We start from the raw sequence: 25,443 nt of genomic DNA on the forward strand, positions 1-25,443 counted from the left end.
CGGAATGAATCAGCTTTTCGGGTTCCTACTCGTTTTGTTGATTGCCTATTTTATGTTCTATTTTCAGTTGACAAGACAGATTCCCAAATTTTGATTGTATTATCCCAACTGCTACTCACTAATTTGTGGCCGTCTGGACTAAAAGCGAGAGAGGTAATAGGTCCCGAATGCCATTTTAAGGTACAGAGTTCTTGTCCGGTTCTCATAAGGAACAATTTAATCAACCGATCGCGACTGCCACTGGCCAGGATTTCGCCATCGGGACTCACAGCAACCGCTTGTACCCAATCCTTGAGAGTCTGCAAGCTGTAAGTCTCGGTGTGGGTCTGTAAATCCCACAGTTTCACGATTTTGTCTTCACTGCCACTAACTAACTGCTGACCATTGGGAGTAAAGGCGACGGCACGGACTGAGGCCAAATGTCCCCGGAGGGTAGTTTGCTCTAATCCGCTGTTTAAGTCCCATAATTTGATGGTATGGTCATCGTATCCACCCCCACTGGCCAAGGTTTTCCCATCCGGGGCGATCGCCACCGATTCCACATACCCCGTATGTCCAGTCAGGGTCCCCACTGCCATCCCCGTGGTCAGGTCCCACAGTTTCACGGTACTGTCAAAACAACCGGCTGCTAGGATTCCGCCATCGGGACTAATTGCGATCGACAACGGATAGGCATTTAATCCATCCCAAGTCTGCAATAAGTTCCCACTGCCCAAATCCCACAGCTTTAGGGTATTGTCCAAACTGCCACTGACCAGAATTTGTCCGTCGGGACTAATCGCCAGACAACTCACCCACCCGGTATGGGCGGTTAAAGTCCCGATCGCCGTCCCGGTGGCCAAATGCCACACCTTGATTGTTTTATCATAACTACAACTGGCTAAGGTTTCTCCATCAGGACTAATTGCTACAGCGATCGCATAGTTTTGATGACCTGTCAGAGTATGAATACATTTCCAGGTGTTCGGAATCGAGGGGTTAATCGTCGGGGTCGCCCTTGGGGAGTTGGACATAAACCGCTGAGGAAGCGACCAATAGAGGTCTGCCAGCGCCCCTCCGGCACTTTCATAGCGATCGTTCACCCACTCCTGCACCATCTTATCAATCACTTTTTCTAAGCGGCGATCAATCGTTATCCCTTTTTTGATTAATTCTTCTCGCCACAACCAGCGCCCATTCATCGGGTCGTACAATTCATCGGGATTGGTATCGGTCATCAAATGAATACAAGTCACCCCTAAACTGTACAAATCACTCGCCGGATACGCTTTCCCTCCCCGCAATTGTTCAATCGGTGCATAGCCTTCCGTCCCGATTTTAGTTCCCGTCTTAACTAAAACGTTACTACTGAGTTGTTTCGCAACGCCAAAATCAATTAATACATATTTCCCATCGGATTTTTGTCTTAAAATATTTTCTGGCTTAATATCTCGATGAACCACATTGCGCTCATGAATATGCTGCAAAACCGGCAGTAAATCTAATAATAAAGTTTTGATTTTTTCAGCGGAAAACGGCCCGGTTTCATCTAACTCCTGCAACAAAGTTTTGCCATTGATGAACTGTTGCACCAAATAGAGACGTCCGTCAATGGCAAAATCTGCAAATAAGGTCGGAATTTGGGGATGATCCCCGAGTTGTAACAGTCGTTGAGCTTCCTGGGCGAACATTTTAGTCGCCGTTTCTAATAAGTCGGAATTTTGCTGAACTTGGGGTAACGGCAAAAATTGTTTGATCACACAGGTGGCATTTAAGCGATCGGCATCTTCCGCGATGAAGGTGCGGCCAAATCCCCCTTCCCCCAACAGGGAAAGTGCTCGATAGCGATCGTTCAGTTGTAACTTGTTGCCACAACTTTGACAAAACTTGATACCGGCTGGATTCTCTGGATTTTGACAGTGGGGATTGAGACAATAGCTCATGCCATTTTTCAGGTAAAACGCTTCAGGATACGGGCAACTCTTGTGACTAGACTTCTTGTAGAATTGTCTCAAACCCCCGGATGCTCGGGGGTGAGCAATCATCCTCGGAAGGCATTCGGGTCCACTCTCTAGTTTAATCACAATTTCTCCAAATCCACCGCTTTCTGAGAAAATAGATGGGATTACGGTTCTTGTCCAAATTCAGAGCGTAAGGCTTCTAATTCAGCGGCGATCGGGTCAAATCCAGCGGGTTTATTGGGGGGAGTTGGGCTGGATTTGGGTGGGGGAGAAGCAGGGGGTGGAGCATTCCCCGGTTGTCCTTGACTAAAATGAGTTTTAATCGCTTGTAAATCCAAGGAAACCGGGTCAAATTTTCCCGGTTGAACGCCGGGAGAGGGGGGAGTTTGGGCCGCAGCAGGGGGTTTGGGGGGAGGTCCGGCGATCGCCCCAGGTTGCAATACCTGTAAAACCTCGGTCGCTGATTGATAGCGATCGCGCACTAATTCTTGCAGCAGTTTATCTAAAACTTGGGCTAAAATAGGAGAGGTCCTTTTCCCTTGCTTTGCCAGTTGTTCTTTCCACACCCAACGGGCATTCATCCCATCATATAAATCATCGGGCATTTTTGCCGTTAATAACTGAATACAAGTCACCCCCAAACTATATAAATCACTGGCGGGATAAGCTTGACCTCCGCGAATTTGTTCTAGGGGCGCATATCCGTGAGTTCCGGCGCGAGTTCCCATTTGGGCCAGGGCAGTCCCCGTCCCTTCTTTTGCCACCCCAAAATCAACTAAAACCAGTTTATTATCCTTGCGCCGACGTAAAATATTATCCGGTTTGATATCTCGATGAATCACATGATTGTTGTGAATAAATTGCAGAATGGGCAATAAATCCAGTAACAGGGATTGTATTTGAGTTTCGCTAAACGGTCCCTGGGTTTTGAGTTCATCTAAAAGGTCGGGACCATCAATTAATTCTTGAACTAAATACCAGCGTTTATCTTGTTCAAAATAAGCATAAAGGGAGGGAATTTGAGGATGTTCCCCCAGATGAAGCAGTTGCACCGCTTCCCGTTGAAACAGTTCCGTTGCTTTTGCTAAGGCAGCAGTCCCTTGAATTTGGGGGAAAAACTGTTTAATCACACAGGGTGCATTGAGGCGGTCTTCATCAACGGCAAAAAAGGTGCGACCCATCCCCCCTTGGCCCAGGGGTTGGACCGCCCGATAGCGATCGCGCAACAGTAATTTAGCCCCACAAGTTAGACAAAATTTGGTACTGGGGGGATTGGCGGGGTTAGGGCAGTTTGAATTGAGACAATAGGTCATAATCTTACCGGAATTGACAGAATGGGTATCGTTCCTCGGTGATGAGTGGCGATCGCACCGAAACAAGTCTGATCCGCCTGGTTTAAGACAAGACTTGCCAAAATTTTATCGTTTCGTCCCAACTGCCACTAATCACCAGTTTACCATCGGGAGCAAAAATCACCGCATTCACCGCCCCGGTATGTCCATTCAGGGTGGTGACATGGTTGGTAGAGAACTGGCCTTTTTCCTGGCCAATTTGCCAGAGATTTAAGGTTTGGTCTGTACTACCACTGACGAGATGTTTGCCATCAGGAGAAAAGGCCACGGAATTGACCAGATCCCGATGGCCAGATAAGGTGGTAATCAACTTTCCTGTGGAAAAATGCCAAAGTTTAATGGTTTTATCTTTACTGCCACTGGCCAGAAGTGCGCCATCGGGACTGATTGCCAAACAATTTACCGATTGAAGATGTCCCCCCAGGGTATAGAGCACTTTATGGTGTTTTAAATCCCAAATTTGGATCGCGTTATCCAAACCGCCACTGGCTAATTGTTGACCATTGGGTGCGATCGCAATGGCTTTAATCATTCCCGAACGACCGGCCAAGGTACACAACGGGGAGACAGAAATGTTTCCGTTCGGTCCTGTTCCTATCTGCCAAAGTCGCACGGTTCTATCTTCTGAACCGGAGGCTAAAATCGTGCCCGTTGAGTTAAAAGCTAGGGAATTAACATCGCGTAAATGTTCCGTGAGGGTGGCAATTTCTCGCCCGGTATTGAGATGCCAAAGCTTGATGGTATCATCATCACTGCAACTGGCTAAAAGAGTGCCATCCGGCGAGATGGCCAGTCCATTAATGGATTTGGTATGACCGGAGAATCCGCGTAGAGTTTCCCCAGTCAAAACATTCCAAATCAGGATGCGATCGTCGAGACTGCCACTGGCGAGAATATGACTGTTCGGGGCGATCGCCAGACAAGTCACCCAAGAGGTATGGCCCGTGAGGGTCCGCACACAGCGAGGCCCTCTGTGGGTTGAGGCGCGATTACTAATCGGGGGTTTCGAGAAAACCGCCACGGGACTCACCCTGTCCCCAGGGGGAAGTAAATTCTGGGTTGAGGGAGGTTTCATGAACTGGGACGTTTGAATCCGGGTGGCGGTGTTGCGGAGTTCCTGGCGATCGCCCTGGGGTAAAAGTGCTGCCAAATCGGTCAATACCGCCTGGGCGGATTGATAGCGATCGCTCAAGTTATCTTTAATCATTTTATCTAGGATATCCCCGAGGCGCGGGGCGATCGTCCGACCTCGGTTCGCTAAATACTCCCGCCAAATACAGCCTTTAATCGGATCAAATAGTCCATCAGGTTTTGCACCCGTCACCAGGTGAATACAAGTCACCCCTAATCCATACAAATCACTAGCAGGATAAGCTTTCCCACTGCGAAGTTGTTCGATGGGTGCATAACAAGTGGTCCCGACTTTGGTCCCGGGTTTAGCAAATGAAGCGTCCGTCAGTTGTTTGGCAACTCCAAAATCAATCAAAATCACTTGACCATCGCGCTTGCGTCGCAACAGATTCCCCGGGGTTATATCGCGGTGAATCACATTTTTGGAGTGGACAAATTTGAGAATGGGCAAGACTTTAGCGAGGAGTTGGCAAATTTTCTCCTCCCGAAACGGACCCCCCTCTTTCAGTTCGTGCCACAGGGTTTTCCCATCAATATATTCTTGCACCAAATACAGGCGTTTGTCCTGTTCAAAAGAGGCGAGAAGGGTGGGAATTTGGGGATGTTCTCCCAGTTCATAAAGGCGGACTGCTTCTTGGTTAAATAAGGCAACGGCTTTCTCGAACAATCCTTGTCTGGATTCACTACTGCCTTGGAGGGTCGGCAGGAGTTGTTTAATGGCACAGGGAGTATTTAGTCTATCTTCATCGATCGCAAAAAAGGTTTTGCCAAATCCCCCTCGGGCGATCGGTTTGATAGCTCGATAGCGTTCTTTAAGCAGTAACTTTGAGCCGCAACTTTCACAAATTGAAGTCTTCGGCAGATTTTGGGGATTTTGACACCGGGGATTTAGGCAGTAACTCATATAAGGAATGATAGGCAATGAACCGATTTAGTTTTATTTTGCCTCCTCAGCGTCCAACTATTTCGACCCTCGTGAGCAAACCCCCCTCTGTGAGTGGTGGTTTGCTCGGTTGTGCAGCGATCGCCTGGAGTTTTATGGTCCTCCCCTGAGTCCCCTAACGGCTAACCCCTAGGGGCTTTCTTGGGGTAACCCCCGAGAGTCTCAACAGATTTTTAACCCAAATTTTACACTTCTTGAATATTTATTAATTTTTATGGATTAACCGCCTAAGTCCCAATTGTTGGATCTTATTATCGAGTTTGAATGCAGTCTTAATTTTTGAGTTAAGGCTGGCACTCTTTTCCTCCCAAGATTCCCGCTCTCCCCATCCGCTTTCCCCAGTCCGAGGACTTGGTTTCCCTTCAGAGTGCCCTACTTCAATGCCCACTGGTTCTTCCGGGAATAAAGGGGGCATTATTGCTGAACAACCCTCCCTGAACTTTGAGATTAGTCGGCGACTTCGGAGGGATGATTACTATTAATAAAATTTCCCACAACTTGACGCAGTTGGGCGGCATCAAATGGCTTAGTTAAATATTCCGTTGCTCCAGCTAACCGACCTTGGACCTTATCAAACAGACCATCGCGAGCCGTTAGCATGACGATGGGCAGTTCTTGAAATTGAGGGATGTTCCTCACGGTTCGACAAAGCTCTAAGCCATCGATTCCGGGCATAGAAACATCGAGCAACAAAATCGCAACCTGCTCGTGGTAAATCATCGACAAAGCATCCACGGCATTATCTGCCACTAGGACGCGATAATCCTGAGCCAATGCTCGCTTGACTAAATCTTGCATGACGACACTATCATCGACAGCTAGAATGGTGGCTACGGGACTATTATTTTCAGACATTTTTTCTCTCCAGTCCTTAAAAACACTTCAGATGGACAGGTTAGAATCGCAACAGTTTGACCGGCTTTTCGGCCAAATCTTCATTGACTCAATCAGACGATACTCTATCCCCTGAGCGATGGGTATATCTCTATTTAAACTTTACCCTATTTTTACCCTGAAATAACGGATAGGCCCCAGAAACAAAATTCGGGGTTTTGGTGGATGAGGCTACAGTGGTTTTACCTAGATTAAACACTGACAACAACCGCCCTTCGCCCCGGGAAGGCGATCGCCCTCTACTCCGGGAATCAAACCCCGGAATTTTCCGGTTAGCTTCCTTGTTCTTAAAGCTTTGATAAAGTTGGCTCAAGTTGACCGCCGGATTAATCCCAGAGGGTACGTTCTTAACCGAGGACCGAGGCAGATTTTTGACCCTTTTCTAAACCGAGTTATGCCCTCACTCCCTTTTCTTTTGGTCGAATTGACTCGGGGGATGAAAACATTCCCGTTGATGTCAGCGGTTCCATCTCTCAGCAGGGCTGTTCCAGAATTTTTAGCGCCTAAACTTTACAGCAATTGTAGGGTGGGAAAAAGCCCACCTTACTGGAGAAGACCTGGAGGTGGGCTTTTTTCCCACCCTAGTCCTCCGGGCTCCTCAGAGGCCCAGATTTACCCCCCGAGATTAACGGTTTCCGGTTGGGGTTTTTTGGCCTTTAGCGGTTTGCGCTGACCAATTCCCAAGGCGGGTAACAGTTTGTCTTTCAAAAAGATACTGACAGTCACAAACACCACAATAATAAATGCCCCAATCCCTATGGGACTCGGGACCCAGAATCGGGTCTCCAGATGATTCAGTTGTCCCGGTTGCAGGGTCCAGACCAGTTGCCGTCCATCCTTGCGACTCTCTGGCATTAGTCCATCCTCGGAGACAACGGCGGTTGCACCCCAGGGCGTATTTAAGGTAAATTCCAGATCCAACAGGACCCCCGGACTGACAATCACGGTGCCATTAGAGGAAATTACCCCGAGCGATCGCAAATCTAACTCATAATTTAGGTGATTATAAATCGCCAGTAAAAAGTTCCGTTGTCTGACCGCCATCTGAGAAGAAATATCCGGAATTTGCGCCTCGGGGGAATTCGCTAATTCCGCTTGATTCCTCTCCTCGGAATTAAAAAATTGGTTAAACTTCTCTACTAATTCCGCCCCATTATTAAACGGGATTTTCACCGTAATTTCTCGGTCAGAACTGCGTTTAACCTGCCCATGCAATTGGCGAGTGCGGCGTTCGATACTGTCTAACCAGGCTTCAGCGGTCGCACTACTAAAGGCTTTGAGTCGTTCTCCGAGTTGGATATGTTGGACAATTTCTCCGTGAGTTTGACTCTCAAAGTTAATCCCCACATCATATTCCACACAGCCGGTGAGCAAGAGCGGGACCAGTAATAGGACAATCCAGACTCGCGATCGCCTCATGCTCCCTTGAATGCACTCCCCGAATTTTCTCCCAAAAACTGCTAATTTCACAAATTTATCTTCCTCCGGTCAATTCATTAAATCATCTTTTACCAACCCGAAACTTAACCTTGTCTGGCAGAAACTCCCAGTTTCCCAAACAGCATACTCGGCATCAATGCACCGCCGCCGACCCATTCGCGTTCGCTACTAAAATCGACTAAACTATCAAAGGCTTCAAAAATACTCCCGGCAACCATTGTATTTTTCACTCGCCCCACAATCTCGCCATTTTCGATTTTATACCCTAAATCTAAGTTAACCGAAAATTCCCCCGCTAGTTGATTTGATTGACCAGCCCCGAGGACTTGCTCAACGATCAATCCTTCCTTGACTCCGGCAATTAAATCAGCAGTGGAGGTACTCCCCGGATTCAGGCACAAATTGACCAAATCGGGGCCTGGGCGCGAAAGTCCACCGCGAAACCCGTTTCCGGTGGATTCTAACCCGGCGCGGGCGGCCCAGCGTCGGTCCCAGTAAAACCCATTCACCACGCCCTTTTCAATCAGGGTATTGGGACTGGTGGGAGTGCCTTCATCGTCAAATTCACAAGCGGATGGGCCCAGGGTGGGGTCTTCAAATAACGTTAGGCGCTCATCAAAGACTTTTTCTCCCACTTTATCCATGAGGGGGGATGCCTTTTGCACCACCGCTTGACCGGATAAGATGGTATCGAATAGACTGCCCAAGGTACTCGCTGCGGCTCTTGGGGTAAAGAAGACCGGGAAAGAACCACTGGTGATGATGGCGGGACGTTCGGCGAGTTGGTATTTTTTGAGGAGGTCTTTGAGGAGGCGATCAAAGTCGGGCAGGCGATCGCGGGCGACATCATAGCTATAAGCTTGCAGGAAATCTTCCCCTTTGACTAAGTTACCACTCAGACTGGAGCTCACAATCTGGCTCGATCGCGTGGCATACAAATCTTCGCTGGTCATAATTTTGACCGTCCCACTGCGAATATGAAAGCTGACATCCACCAGAATATCGGGGTTGTAACCGTGAACCTGCTCAATTTGATTCCGACCGACTTCCAGCAATTCCTGGGTGGTTGGGGGTTGAAATTCTGAGGTTGGGGAGGACAAATGGAGGTTACTGGCGAATTCAAATTCCGCACTGTCGCCAATTTCCGAGGTTTGCACCGCAGCATCAACTAAATCATCCAGGCGGGTCAAATCCGTGGAACTGGCAAAGCCAATTTTGCCCTTGGAAATCACCCGGAGGGCCACCCCTTGGAGGGCTTTGGTTTGCAGGGATTTCAGGCGGTTGTTTTCAAATTCAATCGGGGTATCTTGACTGGAGACATAGTAAACTTCGGCAGAGTCTACCCGAGATTTTGCCAAATCGAGAATTTTCTCAAGAGTCGAATCACTCACAATTTCTGTCGCTGTTACTGGTTTTCTTCTCGATCTTAGGTCGGATCGGCCTGCGATCGCTACCCTTGTGGATCGGAATCTGGGAATAACATCGCTCATGAGCAATCATACCCGGATTTTTTTCCGGAAATTCTGGAAAATTACTCCGGTTTGGTTGGTTTGCTGGGACTGCGACGGGATTTTTCCTGCTGTTTCTGTCGTTTGAGGCGCTGAATCTCCACTAGCACCTGTTGCCACTGTGCGTTTAATTCCTTGGAGGCATCATCGCTATGAAAATCTAAATAAGTGACCGTTTTGCGAATTAAATACTCAAATTCTGGTAAGTTCATAAGGGTTATTTTTGGAGAAACCAGTGTGAGATAATATCTAAAACTGAAACAAGTATATTAACATAGGGTTTAGAAATTTTTATAAAAACTGCTGGACTTGAAGCTAAGGGCAATGGGCTTACTTCAATCCTTGAGAGAAAAACCCCCTCACCTTAAACGGGTGAGGGGGTTTTGGAGTTAGATTTACCGGCCTTTGGGGGAATCACCTCCATCATCAATCATCCTGAGTGAAATAGCGATCGAGAAAATCAAGGGCATGATTTCGTAACTCGTAATACCGCTTATCATCTCGTAAGGCGGCGCGATCGCGCGGATGAGCAAAAGGCACGTTGAGAATTTCCCCGATTTGGGCTTGGGGACCATTGGTCATCATCACAATTCGGTCTGACATAAACAGCGCCTCATCCACATCGTGAGTAATCATCATCACCGCCTGGGGATGATGTTCCCAAATATCCAACACCTGCCGCTGTAACTTGCCTCGGGTGAGGGCATCCAACGCCCCAAACGGTTCATCCATTAACAGCATTTTCGGTCGAATCGCCAACGCCCGAGCAATTCCCACCCGCTGCTTCATCCCCCCAGAAATTTCGTCGGGGTATTTCTCCGCTGCGGCATTGAGATTCACCATTGCTAAATGTTCATTGACGATTTCTCGCTTTTCTACTTCTGACAAACGGCCCAGCACTTCATCGACTGCAAGGCGCACATTTTGCCGGACTGTTAGCCAGGGTAACAGAGAATATTGCTGGAAAACCATCATTCTTTCTGCTCCGGGCTTAGAAATGGGTTTTCCTTCCAAAGTTACCAGGCCGGAACTGGCTTGCTCTAGCCCTGCTACAATTTTGAGTAAGGTAGATTTGCCACAACCCGAGTGACCAATTATAGAAATATATTCATCTGGCTGCACAGTGAGATCGATGCCGTCCAAAATAACATTCTGACCGCCACCGGCCTGGGGATAAGCTTTGACTAAATCACGAATGACTAAAAAATCCTCGGTTGCAAGAGTTGGGGAATTAGGGGAATTAAAGGAATAATTACTAGGTTTAACCACGATTCACCTCGCTAAATAAAGTTGATAAAACAGACCGTTAGGACAAATAGAAACAGAGCGGGAGCCGCTTGTTAACGGCATCCAATCCATTCAAATATCCGCCCCGAGTGCGAGCGTCTCCCTCGCTATTTAATGTCCAAACGCTAGGACAGATAAAAGTTAACGGGAGCCTTCGCCCGAATTTCAAAACTGTTGAGATAGCCGACGGGGTTGCTGGGGTCGAAAGACTTGCGATCGATAAACAACTCCCCCGGTTCTACTTTGTAATCCTCTGCTGGACAGGGAATGCCCATTTCCGTGGCAATCTCACGGTAGAGGTCTGTGCGCCAGCTCCGACGTGCTAAGGCATCCGCATTGGCTGGAAACTCGCTCACTTGTCCCCATCTTGCCGCCTGGGTCATCAGCCAGAGGGCCTGAGATTGCCATAAAAAGGTCGAGTGATCCCCTGGCGGGTGAGGCAAATTATCAGGCAATTTATCAAAAATTGTGGTGTCAATATTAGAAACTATCCGATCTTGACCATCAAAACCTCCATAGTTGTAATTGCCCACCAGAGCGGGACTTGTGAACTTAGCGGGTGCGCCGGTAAAGGCTCGGGCTGAAATAATCTGAGCCACTTCTTCCCGATTGGCGGGGTCACCACAATACTGGCAGGCTTCAATCATGGCCTTGACCAAAGAGCGATAAGTGCGGGGATTTTCCTCAATAAACGACTCCATCACCGCCAAAATTCGGTCCGGATGACCCCGCCACACTTCCTTACCTTGGGCAAAGGTAAAGCCGACTCCTTCATTCCCGGTAATGGCCCGGGTATTCCAAGGTTCAGCCACCATATAGGCTTGCATCGCCCCAATTCGCACATTGGTGACCATTTGAGGGGGTGGAATGATCATGATCCGAAAGGTGGAGATGGGATCGACACCCGCCGCTGCTGCCAGATAGCGGACGAAGTATTCATAAATGGCCGAACTCAGGACCACAGCCCAGATTCGCTGGTCGGAGGGCAACCCGTCAAAGTAATTGCGAAAGTCCCGAGCAAATGCATCTAAATCTCCGTTATATTCGTGCAGGGGTCGCAGTCCGCTATCCCACATCCGGCGATTCATGGTCATGGCATTACCATGACGGTGAATGGTCATCGCCCCACACATGGGCGCATGGCGTGCCCCCTCTGCTCCTAAGCGAGCATTAGTAATTGAGCCCGATACAACGGGGGATGCCTCTAACCGGCCAAAGATGAGACCATCTCGGGAGGTACCCCAACTCGCCTCTCGGTTAAGGGTGACATTGAGTCCATATTTATAAAAAAAGCCTTTTTCGGCAGCTACGGCAAAAGGGGCACAATCATTGACTGGCACATAACCCACTCGGATATTCGGCTGTTCCAAGGTGCTTGGGTCAATTACCTGGTCAATCTCAAAGGGTTGAGATGAAGAAGGGCTCCGGGAGTTGCCTTTCGCTCCGCCAGAGAAGGCTTGAGCGCAGGCGGACAAGGCGAATCCCGCAGAAAATCCAGCCACTCCTTTGAGGAGCGATCGCCGACTCATATAATTCATGATGTTCAGGAGTATCTAAAAGTTTAGTAAGCTGTCTTACTCCATCTGGGTATAAACAACCCCTCCATTGCTAGAGGAGAACCCCAAGAATGAATGTATGACAGATTAATTGTGGTTGTTAAAGATGGCGCTAAACGGTCTCTCCCCTAGCCCAGCTTTACCCAAATCAAAGGCAATCGGGCCCGATTAAATCGAGGTAGCTGGCCGATGGGTGGCCCATTGCTGAAGCCTAAGCAGCAGGTAGTCCAGAATCAGACCCGTCAAACCAATGACGAGGACGGCTAGAAATACAGAACTCAAGTTCAGACGGTTCCATTCATCCCAGACGAAAAAGCCGATGCCAATGCCGCCGGTTAACATTTCAACGGCGACAATGACCAGCCAAGCAATCCCTAAACTAATTCTTAATCCGGTGAAAATATAAGGGAGACTCGCAGGCCACAAAATCTGGGTCATCTTCCGCCACTGGGACATTTCCAGAACTTCGGCCACTTGTAGATAGTCCTTGGGTACGCTGGAGACCCCCAGGGCGGTGTTAATTAGGGTCGGCCAGAGGGAGGTAATGAAAATAACAAAGATCGCTGATGGATCGGCGAGGTTGAAGATTGCCAAGGCGATCGGTAACCAGGCCACGGGAGAAACGGGTTTGAAAATCTGAACGACGGGGTTAATTGCCTTCATTGCCTTTGGGGAGAGGCCAATCCAGAACCCAACGGGAATGGCAACCAACGTACCCAGGGCGAAACCCAAGAGGACTCGGCGCAAACTGGCTAAGAGTAGCCAACCAATGCCTAAGTCTCCCGGTCCCCGACGATAAAAGGGATTGAGAATATAATCCATATTCGCCACCAGTGCCTCCCACGGAGTCGGCATCAGGGTGGTAAAAAAGGTGGCGATCGCCCACCACAGGGCAAGAATCACGGCAAAACCGATCGCTGGTAACAATACCGAGTCCAATTGGACCCGGCGACGCTGTGCGTATGAAAAACTGCTGCCCTTGCGGGTAGCGACACTTCTACTCATTTAATTTTCCCCTCAGAGTCTAGGACCAAAGGGAGTAAGTCGTAGCGATGCTTGGCCTAGGACACTGAAGCCGTCAGGTTATTATAAATATCCTGCACTTCAGTCTCCTCTCAATGCCTACGAGGTTAGCTGACGGGCTAGAGCTGAGAGATGCTCTTCTTTCTCTTTTTCCATGAAAGATTCGCCCCGATATATGGTTCCCCCGCTTCAGGTGCGATCGCAAACAAGCTGCGGCTCCTAAATTAGGCTGACTTACTCTTGAAATTCATTCTTACGAAAAATTTGCAGAAATGTCAAGGGGGTACGAAATTTAATTTTTTGGGGATTAGGGGCGGTCCCTAATAAAGTCCGTAAGTCGCTCTCCCTCTTAGTTGGTAGTAACGCCTTCAGTCGTTCTCCCCCCTTTGGAGTAATATCGAACACTCTCCTGATTTTTTATCTGTCCTGCGAACGGGGATAAGATAACGACTGAAGTCGTTACTACGAACTTAAGAAACGACTGAAGTCGGGACGTTGAACGCGGATACTGGCAAAAATTATATCCGCTAGGAAGTACGGGGCTTTGAGGGTTTGGCTTGTAAAATTGTTACCTTTAGGGGGAAGACTTTTGAGCCGAGTTGTCCTAAGAAAAACTTGATTTTTAGAGGCTTGGGTAATTCTGACCAGGAAATTTTCACAAATCCTAACTGTTCATAAAACTCCACCAACCAGCCCATACATTCCACATAAACCGGCCCGATCGCCTCTTTGACTAAATGCTGAACCAGATAGGACCCTAATCCGCGATCGCGCCAAGATTTGTCAACGACTAAACTCCCCAATTCCTGACAACCGGAAAATTGCCGTAATTGTCCACAAGCGATGACTTTATCCGGGAATTCAATCACCGAAAAATTTTCCCATCGCAACTGGGTGGGGTCTAATTTTGCTTGAAATACTAATTTACGAATCGCTCGCAAATCTTCGGGAGTTGCAGGGCGCAGAATACAGCCCAAAGGCAGAGATTTTGATGCAGCCATGACGTAAATTCAGTCGCAATAATGAACCGAAACCGGGACCTTGAGAATGGGAGAATAAAGAATTAATCTTCTAATTCTCCCATTCTCAATGCCCAATCCTAGCGAGATTTCATTTCAGCTAATGCACCTCTAGCCATATCTGCGATCGCCCGGTCTGTGGCCTTGGGTAAACTATAATATCGACCCCCTGCCGCTTTTGCTAACTCTTTCGCAAACCCGGTGGAAACAAACTTATTCTCTGTATCAATCATCAACAACTGCATTCCCACGCCGCGAATTTTACCGGCAATGTTGAGCAATTCTCCCTTAATATCCGGTTTCTCCCCTTCAATTTGCGGTTCACCCAAGGACCGAGATAAGGGAACATTTCCCCGTCCATCGGTAATGGCAACGATCGCCACTTGACCGATATCTCCCGATTGTTGAGCATTTAACCCCACCCGCACTGCGGTACTTAATCCATGTGCTAAGGGCGATCCACCGCCACAGGGCAACCGTTCTAACCGTCTGCGGGCCGAAGTAATCGATCGCGTGGGGGGTAACAACACATCCGCTTGTTCTCCTCGGAACGGAATCAAAGCGATTTGGTCGCGGTTTTGATAGGCTTCCGTCAGCAGTTGTAAGACAGCCCCTTTCGCCGATTGCATCCGGTTGAGTGCCATCGAACCCGAGGCATCCACCACAAAGATAATTAAAGACCCGGCTTTTCTTGCCAAGCGTTTCGATCGCAAATCCCCTTGTTCCACAATCACCTTGCGGTCCGGTTGCTTTTCCCGACGGGCTTTTTGGTAGGGTGCAGCAGCGCGTAACGTCGCATCCACCGCCACCCGTTGCACCTTACCCTTGGGTAACATCGGCTTAATATACCGTCCGCGATCGTCAGAAAAAATAATGCTGCGACTGCCCGACTTCCCTTGCCGTTTTGCCATTTGTGCGAAATACAGCACACTCGGGTCCATAATCACCCCTTCAGGATCGAACAAAAACTCTTCAGGAATACTTTGTTCCTGTTCTGGTTGTTCCTGTTCTTCCTGTTCGTCTTGTTCTTCCGGTTCTTCCTCCTCCGGTTCATCTTGTTGCTGATCCGAGTTATCTTGCGGCGGTGGCGGTGGGGGTGGCGGTGGGGGTTGTTCCTCCTCCGGTGGGGTTTGGACAATCGTCGAACGGGGAACAATCACCAATTCCACCGCCCGACGCAGGTCCTCTGCATTGACCGTGGTGCGACCATCCAGGGCCGCCGATGCCTTGGCAACGCGCAGGGCAAATAATTCGGCGCGATGACCCTGGACGCCGCCTCGGAGGGCTTCATTAACCAGATAGGCGATTTGGTCCGAGTTAATTTCCACATCCTTTAACCATTCTCGGGCAAGGAGAATTTGGGTTTTCAGGTTGTCAATATCTTCGGTGTATTGGTGTAAGAACGCTTGGGGAGAAGCGGAGTAGGATAAAGCTTGTTCCACCGCTTCCACCCGCTGATCTAAGCCGAGGACCCCATCAGCAGAGAGGGTAATAGCAATGCGATCGAGCAGATGTTCGCGCAGGGACCCTTCCTCGGGGTTATAGGTGGCGATAAACAGGGGTTTGCAAGGATGTTGGAAGCTAATCCCTTCCCGTTCGATTTGGTTGCGTCCATCGGTGAGGACGCTTAACAGCAGGTTGGCAATTTGGTCATCGAGGAGGTTAATTTCATCAATATAGAGTACCCCCCGATGCGCTTGGGCGAGTAAACCCGGTTGAAATACCGTGTCCCCTTGCTTGACCGACTGTTCCACATCCACGGACCCTAATAAACGGTCTTCGGTGACCCCCAGGGGGATTTGCACAAAGGGGGCGGGAATGATTTGGGTGGGAACCTCATCCGGGGTAGTGCCATTGGTTCCAGAGTGGGGGTAGGCCTCTCGGGTGAGGTCGTCCCATTCATCAGGATTGGTGGGATTGCAGTTGGCGATGGAGTCTTTGACCACTTCAATCGGGGGCAACAGGGCGTGAATGGCACGCGCCATCACGGATTTGGCGGTTCCCCGACGACCGGCGATCGCCAGTCCTCCCAATCCGGGGTCTACTGCGGTTAACAGTAGGGCGAGTTTAATCGCCTCCTGACCGACAACTGCTGTCAGGGGAAATGCTGTGAGGGTAGAGGTGCTGGGCGCGGGCATGGTTTGAATAATTGCTAGTCCAATGGTTCAGAATATCAAAAAAGCGGGCGGGTCCGGGGATTTTTTACTGGGCAGGGGGAGTCGCCTGTCCTGAAATCAAGGCCCCTCTAGCCAATCTGGAGAGGTCATGAGCTATATTCCTAGAGGAAAGTCTATTATCTCAACGAGCAACGGCTGTGAAATTTGGTCAATGGCTTGGTTTTGTTGCCATTCTGATTTCCCTTTATATTTTATGGGAAATTCGGCAATTGTTGTTACTGTTATTTGTCGCGGTTGTTTTTGCGACTGCCCTCAATAGTATTGCCAAGCAGTTCCAGAAGCGATTACGTCTCAACCGCACGGTTGCTATTTTTATCACCCTCTCTCTGACCGTGCTGTTTAATGTGCTGTTTATTTGGCTGGTGGTTCCCCAGTTTCTCGAACAATCTCAACGGATGATTGAGCTATTACCCCAAGTGTTTCTGGCGTTGCGGGTTTGGTTGCGATCAATAGAAACTCAGTTACCGCTTTGGTTACCGCAACCGCCGAGTCTGGCTGAGTTGATTGTGCAGTTGCAGCCCTTCGTTTTGCGATCGGTCACGAATTTTGTGGATTTCTTCTCCAATTCGTTTCGGATTGCCCTTCAGCTTTTATTTGTGATGGTGCTGACCTTAATGCTCTTAGCGAATCCATTGGAATATCGGCAGGCATTTGTTAGACTATTCCCCTCTTTTTATCGCCGTCGTGCCAATGAAATTTTAGATGAATGTGAAATCGGTTTAGGAAACTGGTTGGCGGGAATTACGATTAATTGTATTTTTATCGGCGGTTTAAGTGGAATCGGCCTTTGGATCTTACAAGTGGATCTGGTTTTAGTTCATGCCTTGATGGCAGGACTCTTTAATTTTATTCCCAATATTGGCCCCACCATGAGCGCGGTATTTCCGTTGATGATTGCGTTATTAGATGCCCCTTGGAAAGCCTTAGCGGTGTTAATTTGGTATATTATCATTCAACAGATTGAAAGTTATTGGTTAACGCCTACGGTGATGGCGAAACAAGTGTCTCTATTACCGGCAGTAACTCTGGTGGCGCAAATTTTCTTTGCCAGTATTTTTGGGGTGTTGGGATTATTGTTAGCTCTCCCGCTGACTGTGGTGGCTCAGATTTGGATTCAAGAGTTATATTTTAAAGATATTATGGACAAATGGAAAAATAAAGGCGCTCAATATGAAATTGAGGTTGACGATCGCCCGGGGGAAAGGGTCACCGAATCCATATAGAATCAGTTGGCTTTGATTCGGTGATTGATCCCCCTTTTCCCCCCTTACCAACGGCAATCGGCTTTTTAAAAGTCTGCAAGAAGTATCAAGCTGATTGGGGTTAAATCCGGGGCGGAAAATGAGCGACAATGGTTGCCACATCCGGATGTGTACGCACGATCGCTTCCGGTTCTACTAATCGTCCAGATGACCCAAAGGCTTGATGTTGATGGGAACCGGAGGTTAAAATTACTAAATCATCGGTTTTGAGCATTCTGGATACTTTTTTAACAAAGTTTCCCCGGAGGCGTTGCACCGGAGTCGTTGCACTCAATCCAAAGGATTCAAGGTCAAATTCAGTGTCTTTAGATCCGCCGGTGACAATCAATAACAACTGTAAGTTAGCCTTGAGTTCAGTGGCGATGGCATTGGCAATGTCTAAGGTTTGTTGAAATTCCCAAGAGGCGGTTTCCGCTTCGGTGGCGGCGAGAAAGATTCGGGCGGTATTCTCAATGGGTTGCGGAAATCGGGTAATTAGAACCGGGACGGGCGATCCCCGCACAATCCGATCAATCACGTCGCCAAAGAAATTTTCCCGATAGGTGGAATATCCTTTCCACCCACAGATAATTAAGCTGGCATTTCGTTCCGAGGCACTGCGAACAATTCCCCCGGCGATCGCTCCATCAATTCGACCAATGGGTTCCACTGCCACAGTTGCGGCATGAGCAATGGTTTCTGCTGCTGCTAATAACTGGCTTTGTTGAATTCTTTGCTCTGGGGAAATCTTACCATTTTTATCCGAAAGAACGTGCAAAGGGAGCAGGGTTCCTTTGGAGTTTTTTGCCAATAAAATTGCTAAAGTTAAGAGATTATCTTCCGTACTGGGGTTCGCCACAGGAACTAAAACGCGATCGGTCAACCCCCCGCTTTCCCGGGTTGTGGTTTTTTCCTCGGGTTTCACTCCTTTTCCCCACTTGGCGGTAATCCAGGGAGAGGCAATGCAACTGACGAGAATCATCGCAATAATACCATTCACGGTGACTTCATCCACCAGTTCTATCTCATAAGCAACGGTAATCGCTGCTAGGGTAGAAGCCGCTTGGGCGACGGACAACCCAAAGGCAACCATCGTATTAGGAAAGGTCCAGCCAAATAACTTCCCCGAACCCCAAGCGGCTAGATATTTCGACAGAAATTCAGCCCCAATCATCACCCCTGCCACCACGAGCGATCGCGGTTCACTAATCAGAATCATCGGGTCAATTAACATCCCCACCGAGAGCAGAAAGAAGGGGACAAATAGCGTATTCCCAATAAACTGAATCCGATTCATTAAAGGACTCAAAGCGGGAATCAATTGAGTAATGGCAATTCCGGCTAAAAATGCCCCAATAATTGCTTCAATTTCAATCAGTTGAGCTACATACGAAACCACCAGCAACGTCGCCACTACAAAGGTAAATTCTGCTCCCTCATCATGACCAAATTTTCTAAAAAACCATCGCCCCAGCTTGGGAACTCCCCACAAGGTAGCGAGAGTATAAATCGCCAAGGCAGGAATTAGAAACAGCCAAAATTGTAGGGTTAAGTTACCCCCATGCGCTTTGACCACCACGGCTAACACTAACAACGCCAGGACATTCGTGATTAAGGTTCCTCCCAATGTGGCAGTTACCGATTGTGCGCGCATGATCCCCAAGCGGGTCAAAACTGGCAATGCCAGCAGGGTATGAGAGGCAAAACAAGAGGCAACCAGAATTGATGCTAACAAACTATCTCCTAGCAACAACATCGCCCCAGTTCCCAATACCATCGGAATGGCAAAGGTTGCCAACCCAAAAACAATGGCTTTATCCGCATTGAGTTTGAGGTCATCTAAACTGGTTTCTAACCCCGCCATAAACATTAAAAATAGTAATCCCACTGTGCCTAATAGCACAATGGTCTCATCGCGGGCTAATAATCCCAAACCGTGGGGTCCGATGACGACTCCAGCTAGAATTAATCCCACAATTCCCGGCAGTTTTAACCGCTCAAAAACCAAGGGTGCAACGAGCATCATTGCCATGATAATCAAAAAAATGGCAACGGGGTCTTTAATGGGACCGCTTAAAACTTGAGCCAAGGGAGTCTCCATCAACACCCTAGTGATTTCTCCACCATTCGTTTCAATGAACGGCCAAAGGTTTGCCATAAAAGGACTCCTTCCTGGTAATGGTATTTGTAAAAAGTTGATTTTCGGTCTTTCAGTTTATAACATATTTTTTATTTTTTTGCTCGAACGGAAAGTTGAGGTGCATTTCAGGAAGAAAAAATATTTATTTTCTTGGAAATTTTTGGCCTAACTTTTTCGAGGGTAGCATAGGAAACATTGGAAAAATTTTTATGTTATACTGAAAGATACTTTTAAATATTTATAAGATTAAAATCTCTAAATTAACTCTCCCTAGAGGAAGATTTACACGGGTTAGGTTTTAAGCGCAATTTTTAAATAGTCCAGGTAAGGCAGGGGAAGTCGAACTCATCCAATCAACCCCAGTCAAAAGGGTTTTTAAATGCTCAGTATACTACCTAAATCGGCGGGAAAGGGGGTAATTTGGGCTGGGGTCACCTAGATTCAGGTGCGATCGCCTCTGACTTCATCCCGGGTTGAGTAGAACACCCGTGGCTGAAATTGGCGACTTAGACGCGCGATCGCACCTAAGTCGGAGCAGCTTTGTTAAACTTAAACTTAGGACTTCGATAGAGGATTAGAGTCAGGGGACAAGACCGTGGGGTTATGGCGCAGATTGGCTGCTAATTTCTACAGATTTTGTAAACCAACCCGGTTAGTGTTGCCGATACGATACCGATGCTATAGATACCCGGATGTCCTCAAAGAAGCGATCGCCTCCGGACCTCTACTCATGGCAGTACCAAGGGATGACTAAGTAAGACGATGAAGATTTCCGAGCTAATCAAATGGTTTGAAGGCTGGGCGAACCCAGCATGGCAAGAAAAGTGGGATAATTGTGGTTGGCAAATCGAACCGGGAATCTTAACGGAACCGGCGGGGGTGTTAGTCTGTTTAACGCCGACCTTAGCCGTGATGCAAGAAGCAATCACCCTCCAACAAACAGGTGAACCTGTTAATTTAATTTTCGCTCACCATCCCCTCATTTTTGGCGGAGTCAATCGCCTCTGTAGCGGTGAGGCGATCGGCGAGATGGCAAAACTAGCCTTTTCCCATCGTATCGGCATTTACAGCGCTCACACCAACTTTGATCAAGTGAATCATGGAACCGCTGATGTCTTGGCGCAATGGTTAAATTTGAAACAAGTTAAGCCCATTGTCCCCACCCAACCGGGACTCGGTTATGGCAGAATTGGACAACTGGAACCGGCACTTTCCCTCCGGGATTTGTTAACCCTAATTCAAGAAAAATTCCATCCGCCCGAACTAATTGTTTCTCCTGCCGAACCCCAAAAGCGCATCCGCAGGTTAGCGGTTTTAGGCGGTTCGGGAGCAAGTTATATCGATGCCGTAGTTCAAGCCGGTGCTGAGGCTTATCTCACCTCAGATTGCAAATTTCATCAATTCCAGGAAGCGCGCGATCGCGGCTTAGTTCTGATTGACGCCGGTCATTATGCCACAGAACGCCCCGCCTGCGATCGGCTGGTGCAAAAATTAAGTAAAGCCGGGGTTTCTTGGGTAAAATTAAGTACCCAAGATGAAGATTTCCGCCAGTTTTTTCGAGGATAGAGCAGAGGTAACCAGCCCCTAACGAGTAGGAAACTTTTTACCCCTGAGATTGATTCGAGGAGTCCAAGATTTCTTGAACCACTGACAGGGGTAAATCAGACAATTGGGCAATCTCTTCTAAACTTTCTCCTCGGTTAGCAAGACGTTGAACAAAGTCTCGCTTTGCTTGCTGGAGACCTTCTTGGAGACCTTCTTGGAGACCTTCTTCGCGACCTTCTTCGCGGCCTTCGACAAATGCTTCTTGATAAAAGCGGGTTTGTTTTAAATCGGTAAGTCCTAACATTTTGGCAATCTCCTCTCGACTTGCTTGGGGTAGTTTATAAACGATAATGGTCTCGATTAAATTAGGGAGCCGTTACAACTGAGATTGATTCGAGGAGTCCAAGATTTCTTGAACCACTGACAGGGGTAAGTCAGACAATTGGGCAATCTCTTCTAAACTTTCTCCTCGGTTAGCAAGACGTTGAACAAAGTCTCGCTTTGCTTGTTGGACACCTTCTTCGCGACCTTCTTCAAGGCCTTCTTCGCGACCTTCGACAAATGCTTCTTGATAAAAGCGGGTTTGTTTTAAATCGGTAAGTCCTAACATTTTGGCAATCTCCTCTCGACTAGCTTGGGGTAGTTTATAAACGATAATGGTCTCGATTAAATCAATGATATCCCGTTGAACAGGGGCGATGGTTAGTTCTTGTTGGGCTTTGGTAATCAGGCGTTTGGCGGTGGCGATCGCCTCTTGTTCGGGTTCTACCACCAGTTTAACAATGGCGAATCCTAATGAGTCGTCCGGGTTGTCTAACTCATTGAGATAAATGCGAGTGACTCGCCCGGAGTCCAGGAGTTCGTGGAATTGGTGCCGTTGTTCTCGTTCCTGGGTTCGACTGGGATAAATGATGACCACGCGCCAAGGAGAGCTCGGTTGGTATTGACGCAGGTAGAGGAAAAGTTCGGCAAAAATCCGCGAATAAAACGTTTCATCCGCTTGAAATTGGACTTCGGCGAGGTAGAAAGGTTGGTCAGGTTTATCGGTTTTTGGAAGAAATAACCCATCTAACCGAAAGGCTAATTGTTTAACTTCCACGGAGGTAAATTGATACTCCTCAGCGTTCCCGGGGGAACTGTGGATGAGTTCAAAAAAGCTGCGGGGATATTGTTGAAAGATGCGGTAAAAAATGGTATCGGTTTTCATGAGCTATGTTTTGAGATTCTTCAAGCTCACCAAGCGGCGGGTCGAGTTGGAAAGACGACCCGCACAGGATATGGATAGTTATTTCAGGCGGGGAGACTGGACAATCCAGGAATAGAGGGGATGAGAGGGACCCTGTTGACGAATCCGGAGGAGTTGTTGTTCTAAGCGCGATCGCTCTGATTGTGGCATTCCAAATAAAATGTTGCGACTTTGCCAAACCAGGACTGCAACGGTCATGCTCACGGTGAAGGTGAGTCCGATCGCCGGGATGGGATTGTACCGCAGACTAAGGGCGTAGCGCAGACTCGCCCAGGTAAAATGTTCAGACAGCAGTCTGATATCGTCTCGCAACGCCCACAGGCTAAAACTCCCCACCGTTAGCCACAGCAGCAACACCAACACCCAACGAGCGGCAACGGTGTACTCATGTAACCGTTGCACTTCTTGCTCGAACCTGGGGTCCTGTTGCAGAGAAACGGAGTCGAGGGGGCGATCGCTAAATTCGTGATTGTTCTCCATCAGAGCAATCTCAATTGATAGAAGATCACGTCAACCTCGCTAAATCCAGAAGAACGACGCAGCATTAACCCGGACTAACCTTCGTTCGAGTCTGGGGATGCTTCCCCAGGGGTTGGACCCTCTGGTACTGGGGACATCCCTTGTCCATTGCGTTCTCGCCACCAGGTTAACAAGGTACTCGCTAAAAACAGACTGGAATACACACCCGCCAAAAACCCCACAATTAAGGCTAGGGCAAAGTATTTGAGGGTTTCCCCCCCAAACAGGAAAATCCCGACCAAAGGTAACATCGTGGTTGCCGTGGTATTAATCGATCGCCCCAGGGTTTGATTCACCGCCTCATCCACGATTTGATCAATGGGGCGATTCAATTTATCCTGAGCCAGGGTTTCCCGGATGCGATCGTAAATCACCACGGTATCATTCACCGAAAACCCGATAATCGTGAGCAACGCCACAATAAACAAGCTATCCACTTCCGACCCCAAAACCAGTCCCAGAATTGAGAAAATCCCCACCGTAATCAATACATCGTGGAATAAAGCCACGATCGCAAACAGGGCATAATCGAATTGGAACCGGAAACTGAGATAGACAATAATCCCAGCAAACGAGACAATCAATGCCAAGAGTCCTTGGGTAAACAATTGACGGCCAAGGGTTGGACCCACGGTATCAATTTGACTCTTTTGTGCATCAAAACTGCCCAATTCTTCCGTTAAAGAATTCACCAGTTGAGTGCGTTGTTCCACATCCAGGGTAGAGGTGCGAATGGATAACGCCTGCCGTTCCTCACCGACGACTTGAATGCTACTACTGCCCAATCCTTGGCTGGTGAGAATCGATCGCACCGTTCCCGATTCAATCGGGCGATCGCAATTACCCGGAACCGAACAATCCAATTCCAACTGCAACCGAGTCCCCCCAACAAAATCCAGACTCGGACGCAGGGGGGCTCCCAACTGTTGCCAGGAAATCACCATCGAAATCAACCCAGCTACCACAACGGCTGCGGATAATGTCCACCACAATTGGCGCTGTTTGTTAATGTTTAATCTCATCGAATCTGCCTCTGGTAACACATCCCCCTAAACTTTCCTAACATTTTGAAGGTTCGGACAAAACAGTTCGGGCTTGCGAAGGTCATCAACACTAATCGCCAAAAACATTAACGTGCGACTGCAAGTAATCGCCGTAAACATACTAACCGCCACCCCAATTCCCAGGGTCAATGCGAACCCTTTCACCAAACCAGCACCCAGCCAAAATAAGGCGACACAGGCAATCAGCGTGGTGACATTGCTATCCAAAATGCTCGAAAAAGCGCGGTAAAAACCCGACTCTACCGACCGATACAAACTCTTTCCGGCCCGTAATTCTTCCCGGGTCCGTTCAAAAATCAGGACGTTGGCATCCACCGCCATCCCAATACTGAGGATAAATCCGGCAATTCCCGGTAGGGTCAAAGTCACCCCCAACAGTGAGAAACTGGCTAAGGTCAGAATGGCATAGATCACCAGGGACAGATCGGCAATCACACCGGGTAAACGGTAATAGACCACCATAAAAATCAAGACCAGTACCAGGCCCCCGATTCCGGCATAGATACTTCTAACAATGCTATCGCGCCCCAGGGTTGCTCCAACGGTGCGATTTTCCACAATTTCTACCGGCACCGGCAAGGCTCCACCCCGCAGTTGGACCGCGAGTTCATTGGCATCTTGTACGGTAAAGTTGCCTTGAATCACAGCACGTCCTCCGGTAATCCCCGTGGTAGCAAATTCGGCAGGGACTGTGGGAGAACTAATTAGTTTTTCATCCAGAAAAATCCCTAGGGTCCGTCCGGTTCCCGCCAGATTTCGGGTGAGTTGGGCGAAGAGTTCTCCGCCTTCGTTATCAAAAACTAGACCCACATTCCAAGCCCCGGCCCCTACTTGCGCCGGTTCAGGATAGGCATCCTCCAGATTAGAACCCGTGAGGGGGGTTTTTTCATAGAGTTGGAGATTGAGTGCCTGAATTTCTTCGCGCTTGCGATCGAACTCGGCTTGCTTTTCAGCAATTTGTCCTTGTTCTCCCGATGCTTTTAACGCCTCCAACTCTAGGGCGATTTGGGTGGCTTCTTGGATCCGCACGTCCAGTTGCACCCGGATTTCCTGACTCGCGGTTTCTTCGCGAAATTCCAGGACAGCGGTCCCCCCCAGCACCCGCTCGGCTTGGGCGGGATCGCTGACCCCTGGGAGTTGGACGAGAATCTGATCCGTCCCGACGGACTGAACAATGGGTTCAGATACCCCAAGAGCATCAACCCGGTTTCTGACTACGCTCTGTACAGCTTCCATCACGGAGGAGGTAATTTGCGGGACCTCGGGTGAGGGTCGCACCAGAAGGGTGAGTTGGGAACCCCCCTGAAGATCCAATCCCAACCGGAATGGGACATTCACCAACGCAACGATCGCGGCAATAACCAGAACCAGAATTAAAGCCAATAATGAACGGTTTTTTTGCATGACTTTACCTGTTT

The 25,443-nt window shown here is 48.5% G+C and carries 21 protein-coding genes, 1 pseudogene and 1 riboswitch; of the genes and pseudogenes, 3 read left to right on the forward strand and 19 right to left on the reverse strand.

The window, feature by feature from the left end:
• Positions 1–50 precede the first annotated feature (50 nt).
• From NG795_RS05390 to NG795_RS05400, 3 genes are all read right to left on the reverse strand, one after another.
• A complete protein-coding gene (locus NG795_RS05390; protein ID WP_367287647.1) occupies positions 51–1,922 on the reverse strand; it encodes a protein kinase domain-containing protein in 1,872 nt (623 codons plus the stop codon).
• 182 nt (positions 1,923–2,104) lie between these two features.
• Positions 2,105–3,253, reverse strand: a complete 1,149-nt coding sequence (locus tag NG795_RS05395) for a protein kinase domain-containing protein (RefSeq protein ID WP_367287648.1) — start codon at positions 3,251–3,253, stop codon at positions 2,105–2,107.
• A gap of 82 nt (positions 3,254–3,335) precedes the next feature.
• Positions 3,336–5,327 (reverse strand): protein kinase domain-containing protein, encoded by a 1,992-nt coding sequence (locus NG795_RS05400; RefSeq protein WP_367287649.1) that lies wholly within the window; start codon positions 5,325–5,327, stop codon positions 3,336–3,338.
• Between the two features lie 17 nt (positions 5,328–5,344).
• Here NG795_RS05400 and NG795_RS05405 point away from each other — a divergent pair, with 17 nt between their 5' ends.
• Positions 5,345–5,476, forward strand: coding sequence for a hypothetical protein (locus tag NG795_RS05405; RefSeq protein WP_367287650.1), 132 nt, complete (start codon positions 5,345–5,347; stop codon positions 5,474–5,476).
• 337 nt (positions 5,477–5,813) lie between these two features.
• On the opposite strand, the gene NG795_RS05410 is transcribed toward NG795_RS05405, so the two are convergent.
• The 9 genes from NG795_RS05410 to bchD form a co-directional block, all read right to left on the reverse strand.
• A complete protein-coding gene (locus NG795_RS05410) occupies positions 5,814–6,221 on the reverse strand; it encodes a response regulator (RefSeq protein ID WP_367287651.1) in 408 nt (135 codons plus the stop codon).
• Between the two features lie 651 nt (positions 6,222–6,872).
• Positions 6,873–7,730, reverse strand: coding sequence for a DUF3153 domain-containing protein (locus tag NG795_RS05415; protein WP_367287652.1), 858 nt, complete (start codon positions 7,728–7,730; stop codon positions 6,873–6,875).
• Between the two features lie 53 nt (positions 7,731–7,783).
• Positions 7,784–9,091 carry a TldD/PmbA family protein gene (locus NG795_RS05420; RefSeq protein WP_367287653.1) on the reverse strand — a complete coding sequence of 436 codons (1,308 nt, stop codon included), beginning with the start codon at positions 9,089–9,091 and terminating at the stop codon, positions 7,784–7,786.
• A 140-nt stretch (positions 9,092–9,231) separates the two neighbouring features.
• Entirely contained in the window at positions 9,232–9,420 is a 189-nt protein-coding gene (locus tag NG795_RS05425) for a hypothetical protein (RefSeq protein ID WP_367287654.1), read from the reverse strand.
• A 214-nt stretch (positions 9,421–9,634) separates the two neighbouring features.
• Positions 9,635–10,477 carry an ABC transporter ATP-binding protein gene (locus NG795_RS05430; RefSeq protein ID WP_436836033.1) on the reverse strand — a complete coding sequence of 281 codons (843 nt, stop codon included), beginning with the start codon at positions 10,475–10,477 and terminating at the stop codon, positions 9,635–9,637.
• Between the two features lie 143 nt (positions 10,478–10,620).
• Positions 10,621–12,033, reverse strand: coding sequence for a CmpA/NrtA family ABC transporter substrate-binding protein (locus tag NG795_RS05435; protein ID WP_367287655.1), 1,413 nt, complete (start codon positions 12,031–12,033; stop codon positions 10,621–10,623).
• Positions 12,034–12,219: 186 nt separating this feature from the next.
• Positions 12,220–13,056: a nitrate ABC transporter permease gene (gene ntrB / locus NG795_RS05440; protein ID WP_367287656.1), complete on the reverse strand. Its 837-nt coding sequence runs from the start codon at positions 13,054–13,056 to the stop codon at positions 12,220–12,222.
• 99 nt (positions 13,057–13,155) lie between these two features.
• Positions 13,156–13,315: riboswitch (cyclic di-AMP (ydaO/yuaA leader) on the reverse strand.
• A gap of 286 nt (positions 13,316–13,601) precedes the next feature.
• A complete protein-coding gene (locus NG795_RS05445; RefSeq protein ID WP_367287657.1) occupies positions 13,602–14,075 on the reverse strand; it encodes a GNAT family N-acetyltransferase in 474 nt (157 codons plus the stop codon).
• A gap of 98 nt (positions 14,076–14,173) precedes the next feature.
• Entirely contained in the window at positions 14,174–16,231 is a 2,058-nt protein-coding gene (bchD, locus tag NG795_RS05450) for a magnesium chelatase ATPase subunit D (RefSeq protein ID WP_367287658.1), read from the reverse strand.
• 176 nt (positions 16,232–16,407) lie between these two features.
• Here bchD and NG795_RS05455 point away from each other — a divergent pair, with 176 nt between their 5' ends.
• Positions 16,408–17,493, forward strand: coding sequence for an AI-2E family transporter (locus NG795_RS05455; RefSeq protein WP_367287659.1), 1,086 nt, complete (start codon positions 16,408–16,410; stop codon positions 17,491–17,493).
• Between the two features lie 100 nt (positions 17,494–17,593).
• Here NG795_RS05455 and NG795_RS05460 read toward each other — a convergent pair whose 3' ends face one another.
• Entirely contained in the window at positions 17,594–19,669 is a 2,076-nt protein-coding gene (locus NG795_RS05460; protein WP_436836034.1) for a cation:proton antiporter domain-containing protein, read from the reverse strand.
• A gap of 744 nt (positions 19,670–20,413) precedes the next feature.
• Here NG795_RS05460 and NG795_RS05465 point away from each other — a divergent pair.
• A complete protein-coding gene (locus NG795_RS05465; protein WP_367287660.1) occupies positions 20,414–21,217 on the forward strand; it encodes a Nif3-like dinuclear metal center hexameric protein in 804 nt (267 codons plus the stop codon).
• 37 nt (positions 21,218–21,254) lie between these two features.
• On the opposite strand, the gene NG795_RS05470 is transcribed toward NG795_RS05465, so the two are convergent.
• From NG795_RS05470 to secD, 6 genes and pseudogenes are all read right to left on the reverse strand, one after another.
• On the reverse strand, positions 21,255–21,500 hold the full coding sequence (locus tag NG795_RS05470) for an RpnC/YadD family protein (protein ID WP_367287661.1): 246 nt from the start codon (positions 21,498–21,500) through the stop codon (positions 21,255–21,257).
• A pseudogene (locus tag NG795_RS05475) lies at positions 21,501–21,557 on the reverse strand (hypothetical protein); the annotation flags it as partial.
• A 15-nt stretch (positions 21,558–21,572) separates the two neighbouring features.
• Entirely contained in the window at positions 21,573–22,403 is an 831-nt protein-coding gene (locus tag NG795_RS05480) for an Rpn family recombination-promoting nuclease/putative transposase (protein WP_367287662.1), read from the reverse strand.
• Positions 22,404–22,481: 78 nt separating this feature from the next.
• On the reverse strand, positions 22,482–22,922 hold the full coding sequence (locus NG795_RS05485) for a hypothetical protein (protein ID WP_367287663.1): 441 nt from the start codon (positions 22,920–22,922) through the stop codon (positions 22,482–22,484).
• A 74-nt stretch (positions 22,923–22,996) separates the two neighbouring features.
• Positions 22,997–23,983, reverse strand: coding sequence for a protein translocase subunit SecF (gene secF / locus NG795_RS05490; RefSeq protein WP_367287664.1), 987 nt, complete (start codon positions 23,981–23,983; stop codon positions 22,997–22,999).
• A gap of 27 nt (positions 23,984–24,010) precedes the next feature.
• Positions 24,011–25,429 carry a protein translocase subunit SecD gene (gene secD / locus NG795_RS05495; RefSeq protein WP_367287665.1) on the reverse strand — a complete coding sequence of 473 codons (1,419 nt, stop codon included), beginning with the start codon at positions 25,427–25,429 and terminating at the stop codon, positions 24,011–24,013.
• Positions 25,430–25,443: the final 14 nt, after the last annotated feature.

Source organism: Laspinema palackyanum D2c (assembly GCF_025370875.1).
Lineage (GTDB): Bacteria > Cyanobacteriota > Cyanobacteriia > Cyanobacteriales > Laspinemataceae > Laspinema > Laspinema palackyanum.

Excerpts from the sequence above, each read along its gene's own strand:
- NG795_RS05390 (WP_367287647.1), bottom strand. The coding sequence starts at position 1,922 with ATGAGCTATTGTCTCAATCCCCACTGTCAAAATCCAGAGAATCCAGCC.
- NG795_RS05395 (WP_367287648.1), bottom strand. The coding sequence starts at position 3,253 with ATGACCTATTGTCTCAATTCAAACTGCCCTAACCCCGCCAATCCCCCC.
- NG795_RS05400 (WP_367287649.1), bottom strand. The coding sequence starts at position 5,327 with ATGAGTTACTGCCTAAATCCCCGGTGTCAAAATCCCCAAAATCTGCCG.
- NG795_RS05405 (WP_367287650.1), top strand. The coding sequence starts at position 5,345 with ATGAACCGATTTAGTTTTATTTTGCCTCCTCAGCGTCCAACTATTTCG.
- NG795_RS05410 (WP_367287651.1), bottom strand. The coding sequence starts at position 6,221 with ATGTCTGAAAATAATAGTCCCGTAGCCACCATTCTAGCTGTCGATGAT.
- NG795_RS05425 (WP_367287654.1), bottom strand. The coding sequence starts at position 9,420 with ATGAACTTACCAGAATTTGAGTATTTAATTCGCAAAACGGTCACTTAT.
- NG795_RS05435 (WP_367287655.1), bottom strand. The coding sequence starts at position 12,033 with ATGAATTATATGAGTCGGCGATCGCTCCTCAAAGGAGTGGCTGGATTT.
- ntrB (WP_367287656.1), bottom strand. The coding sequence starts at position 13,056 with ATGAGTAGAAGTGTCGCTACCCGCAAGGGCAGCAGTTTTTCATACGCA.
- NG795_RS05445 (WP_367287657.1), bottom strand. The coding sequence starts at position 14,075 with ATGGCTGCATCAAAATCTCTGCCTTTGGGCTGTATTCTGCGCCCTGCA.
- bchD (WP_367287658.1), bottom strand. The coding sequence starts at position 16,231 with ATGCCCGCGCCCAGCACCTCTACCCTCACAGCATTTCCCCTGACAGCA.
- NG795_RS05460 (WP_436836034.1), bottom strand. The coding sequence starts at position 19,669 with ATGGCAAACCTTTGGCCGTTCATTGAAACGAATGGTGGAGAAATCACT.
- NG795_RS05465 (WP_367287660.1), top strand. The coding sequence starts at position 20,414 with ATGAAGATTTCCGAGCTAATCAAATGGTTTGAAGGCTGGGCGAACCCA.
- NG795_RS05470 (WP_367287661.1), bottom strand. The coding sequence starts at position 21,500 with ATGTTAGGACTTACCGATTTAAAACAAACCCGCTTTTATCAAGAAGCA.
- NG795_RS05480 (WP_367287662.1), bottom strand. The coding sequence starts at position 22,403 with ATGAAAACCGATACCATTTTTTACCGCATCTTTCAACAATATCCCCGC.
- NG795_RS05485 (WP_367287663.1), bottom strand. The coding sequence starts at position 22,922 with ATGGAGAACAATCACGAATTTAGCGATCGCCCCCTCGACTCCGTTTCT.
- secF (WP_367287664.1), bottom strand. The coding sequence starts at position 23,983 with ATGAGATTAAACATTAACAAACAGCGCCAATTGTGGTGGACATTATCC.
- secD (WP_367287665.1), bottom strand. The coding sequence starts at position 25,429 with ATGCAAAAAAACCGTTCATTATTGGCTTTAATTCTGGTTCTGGTTATT.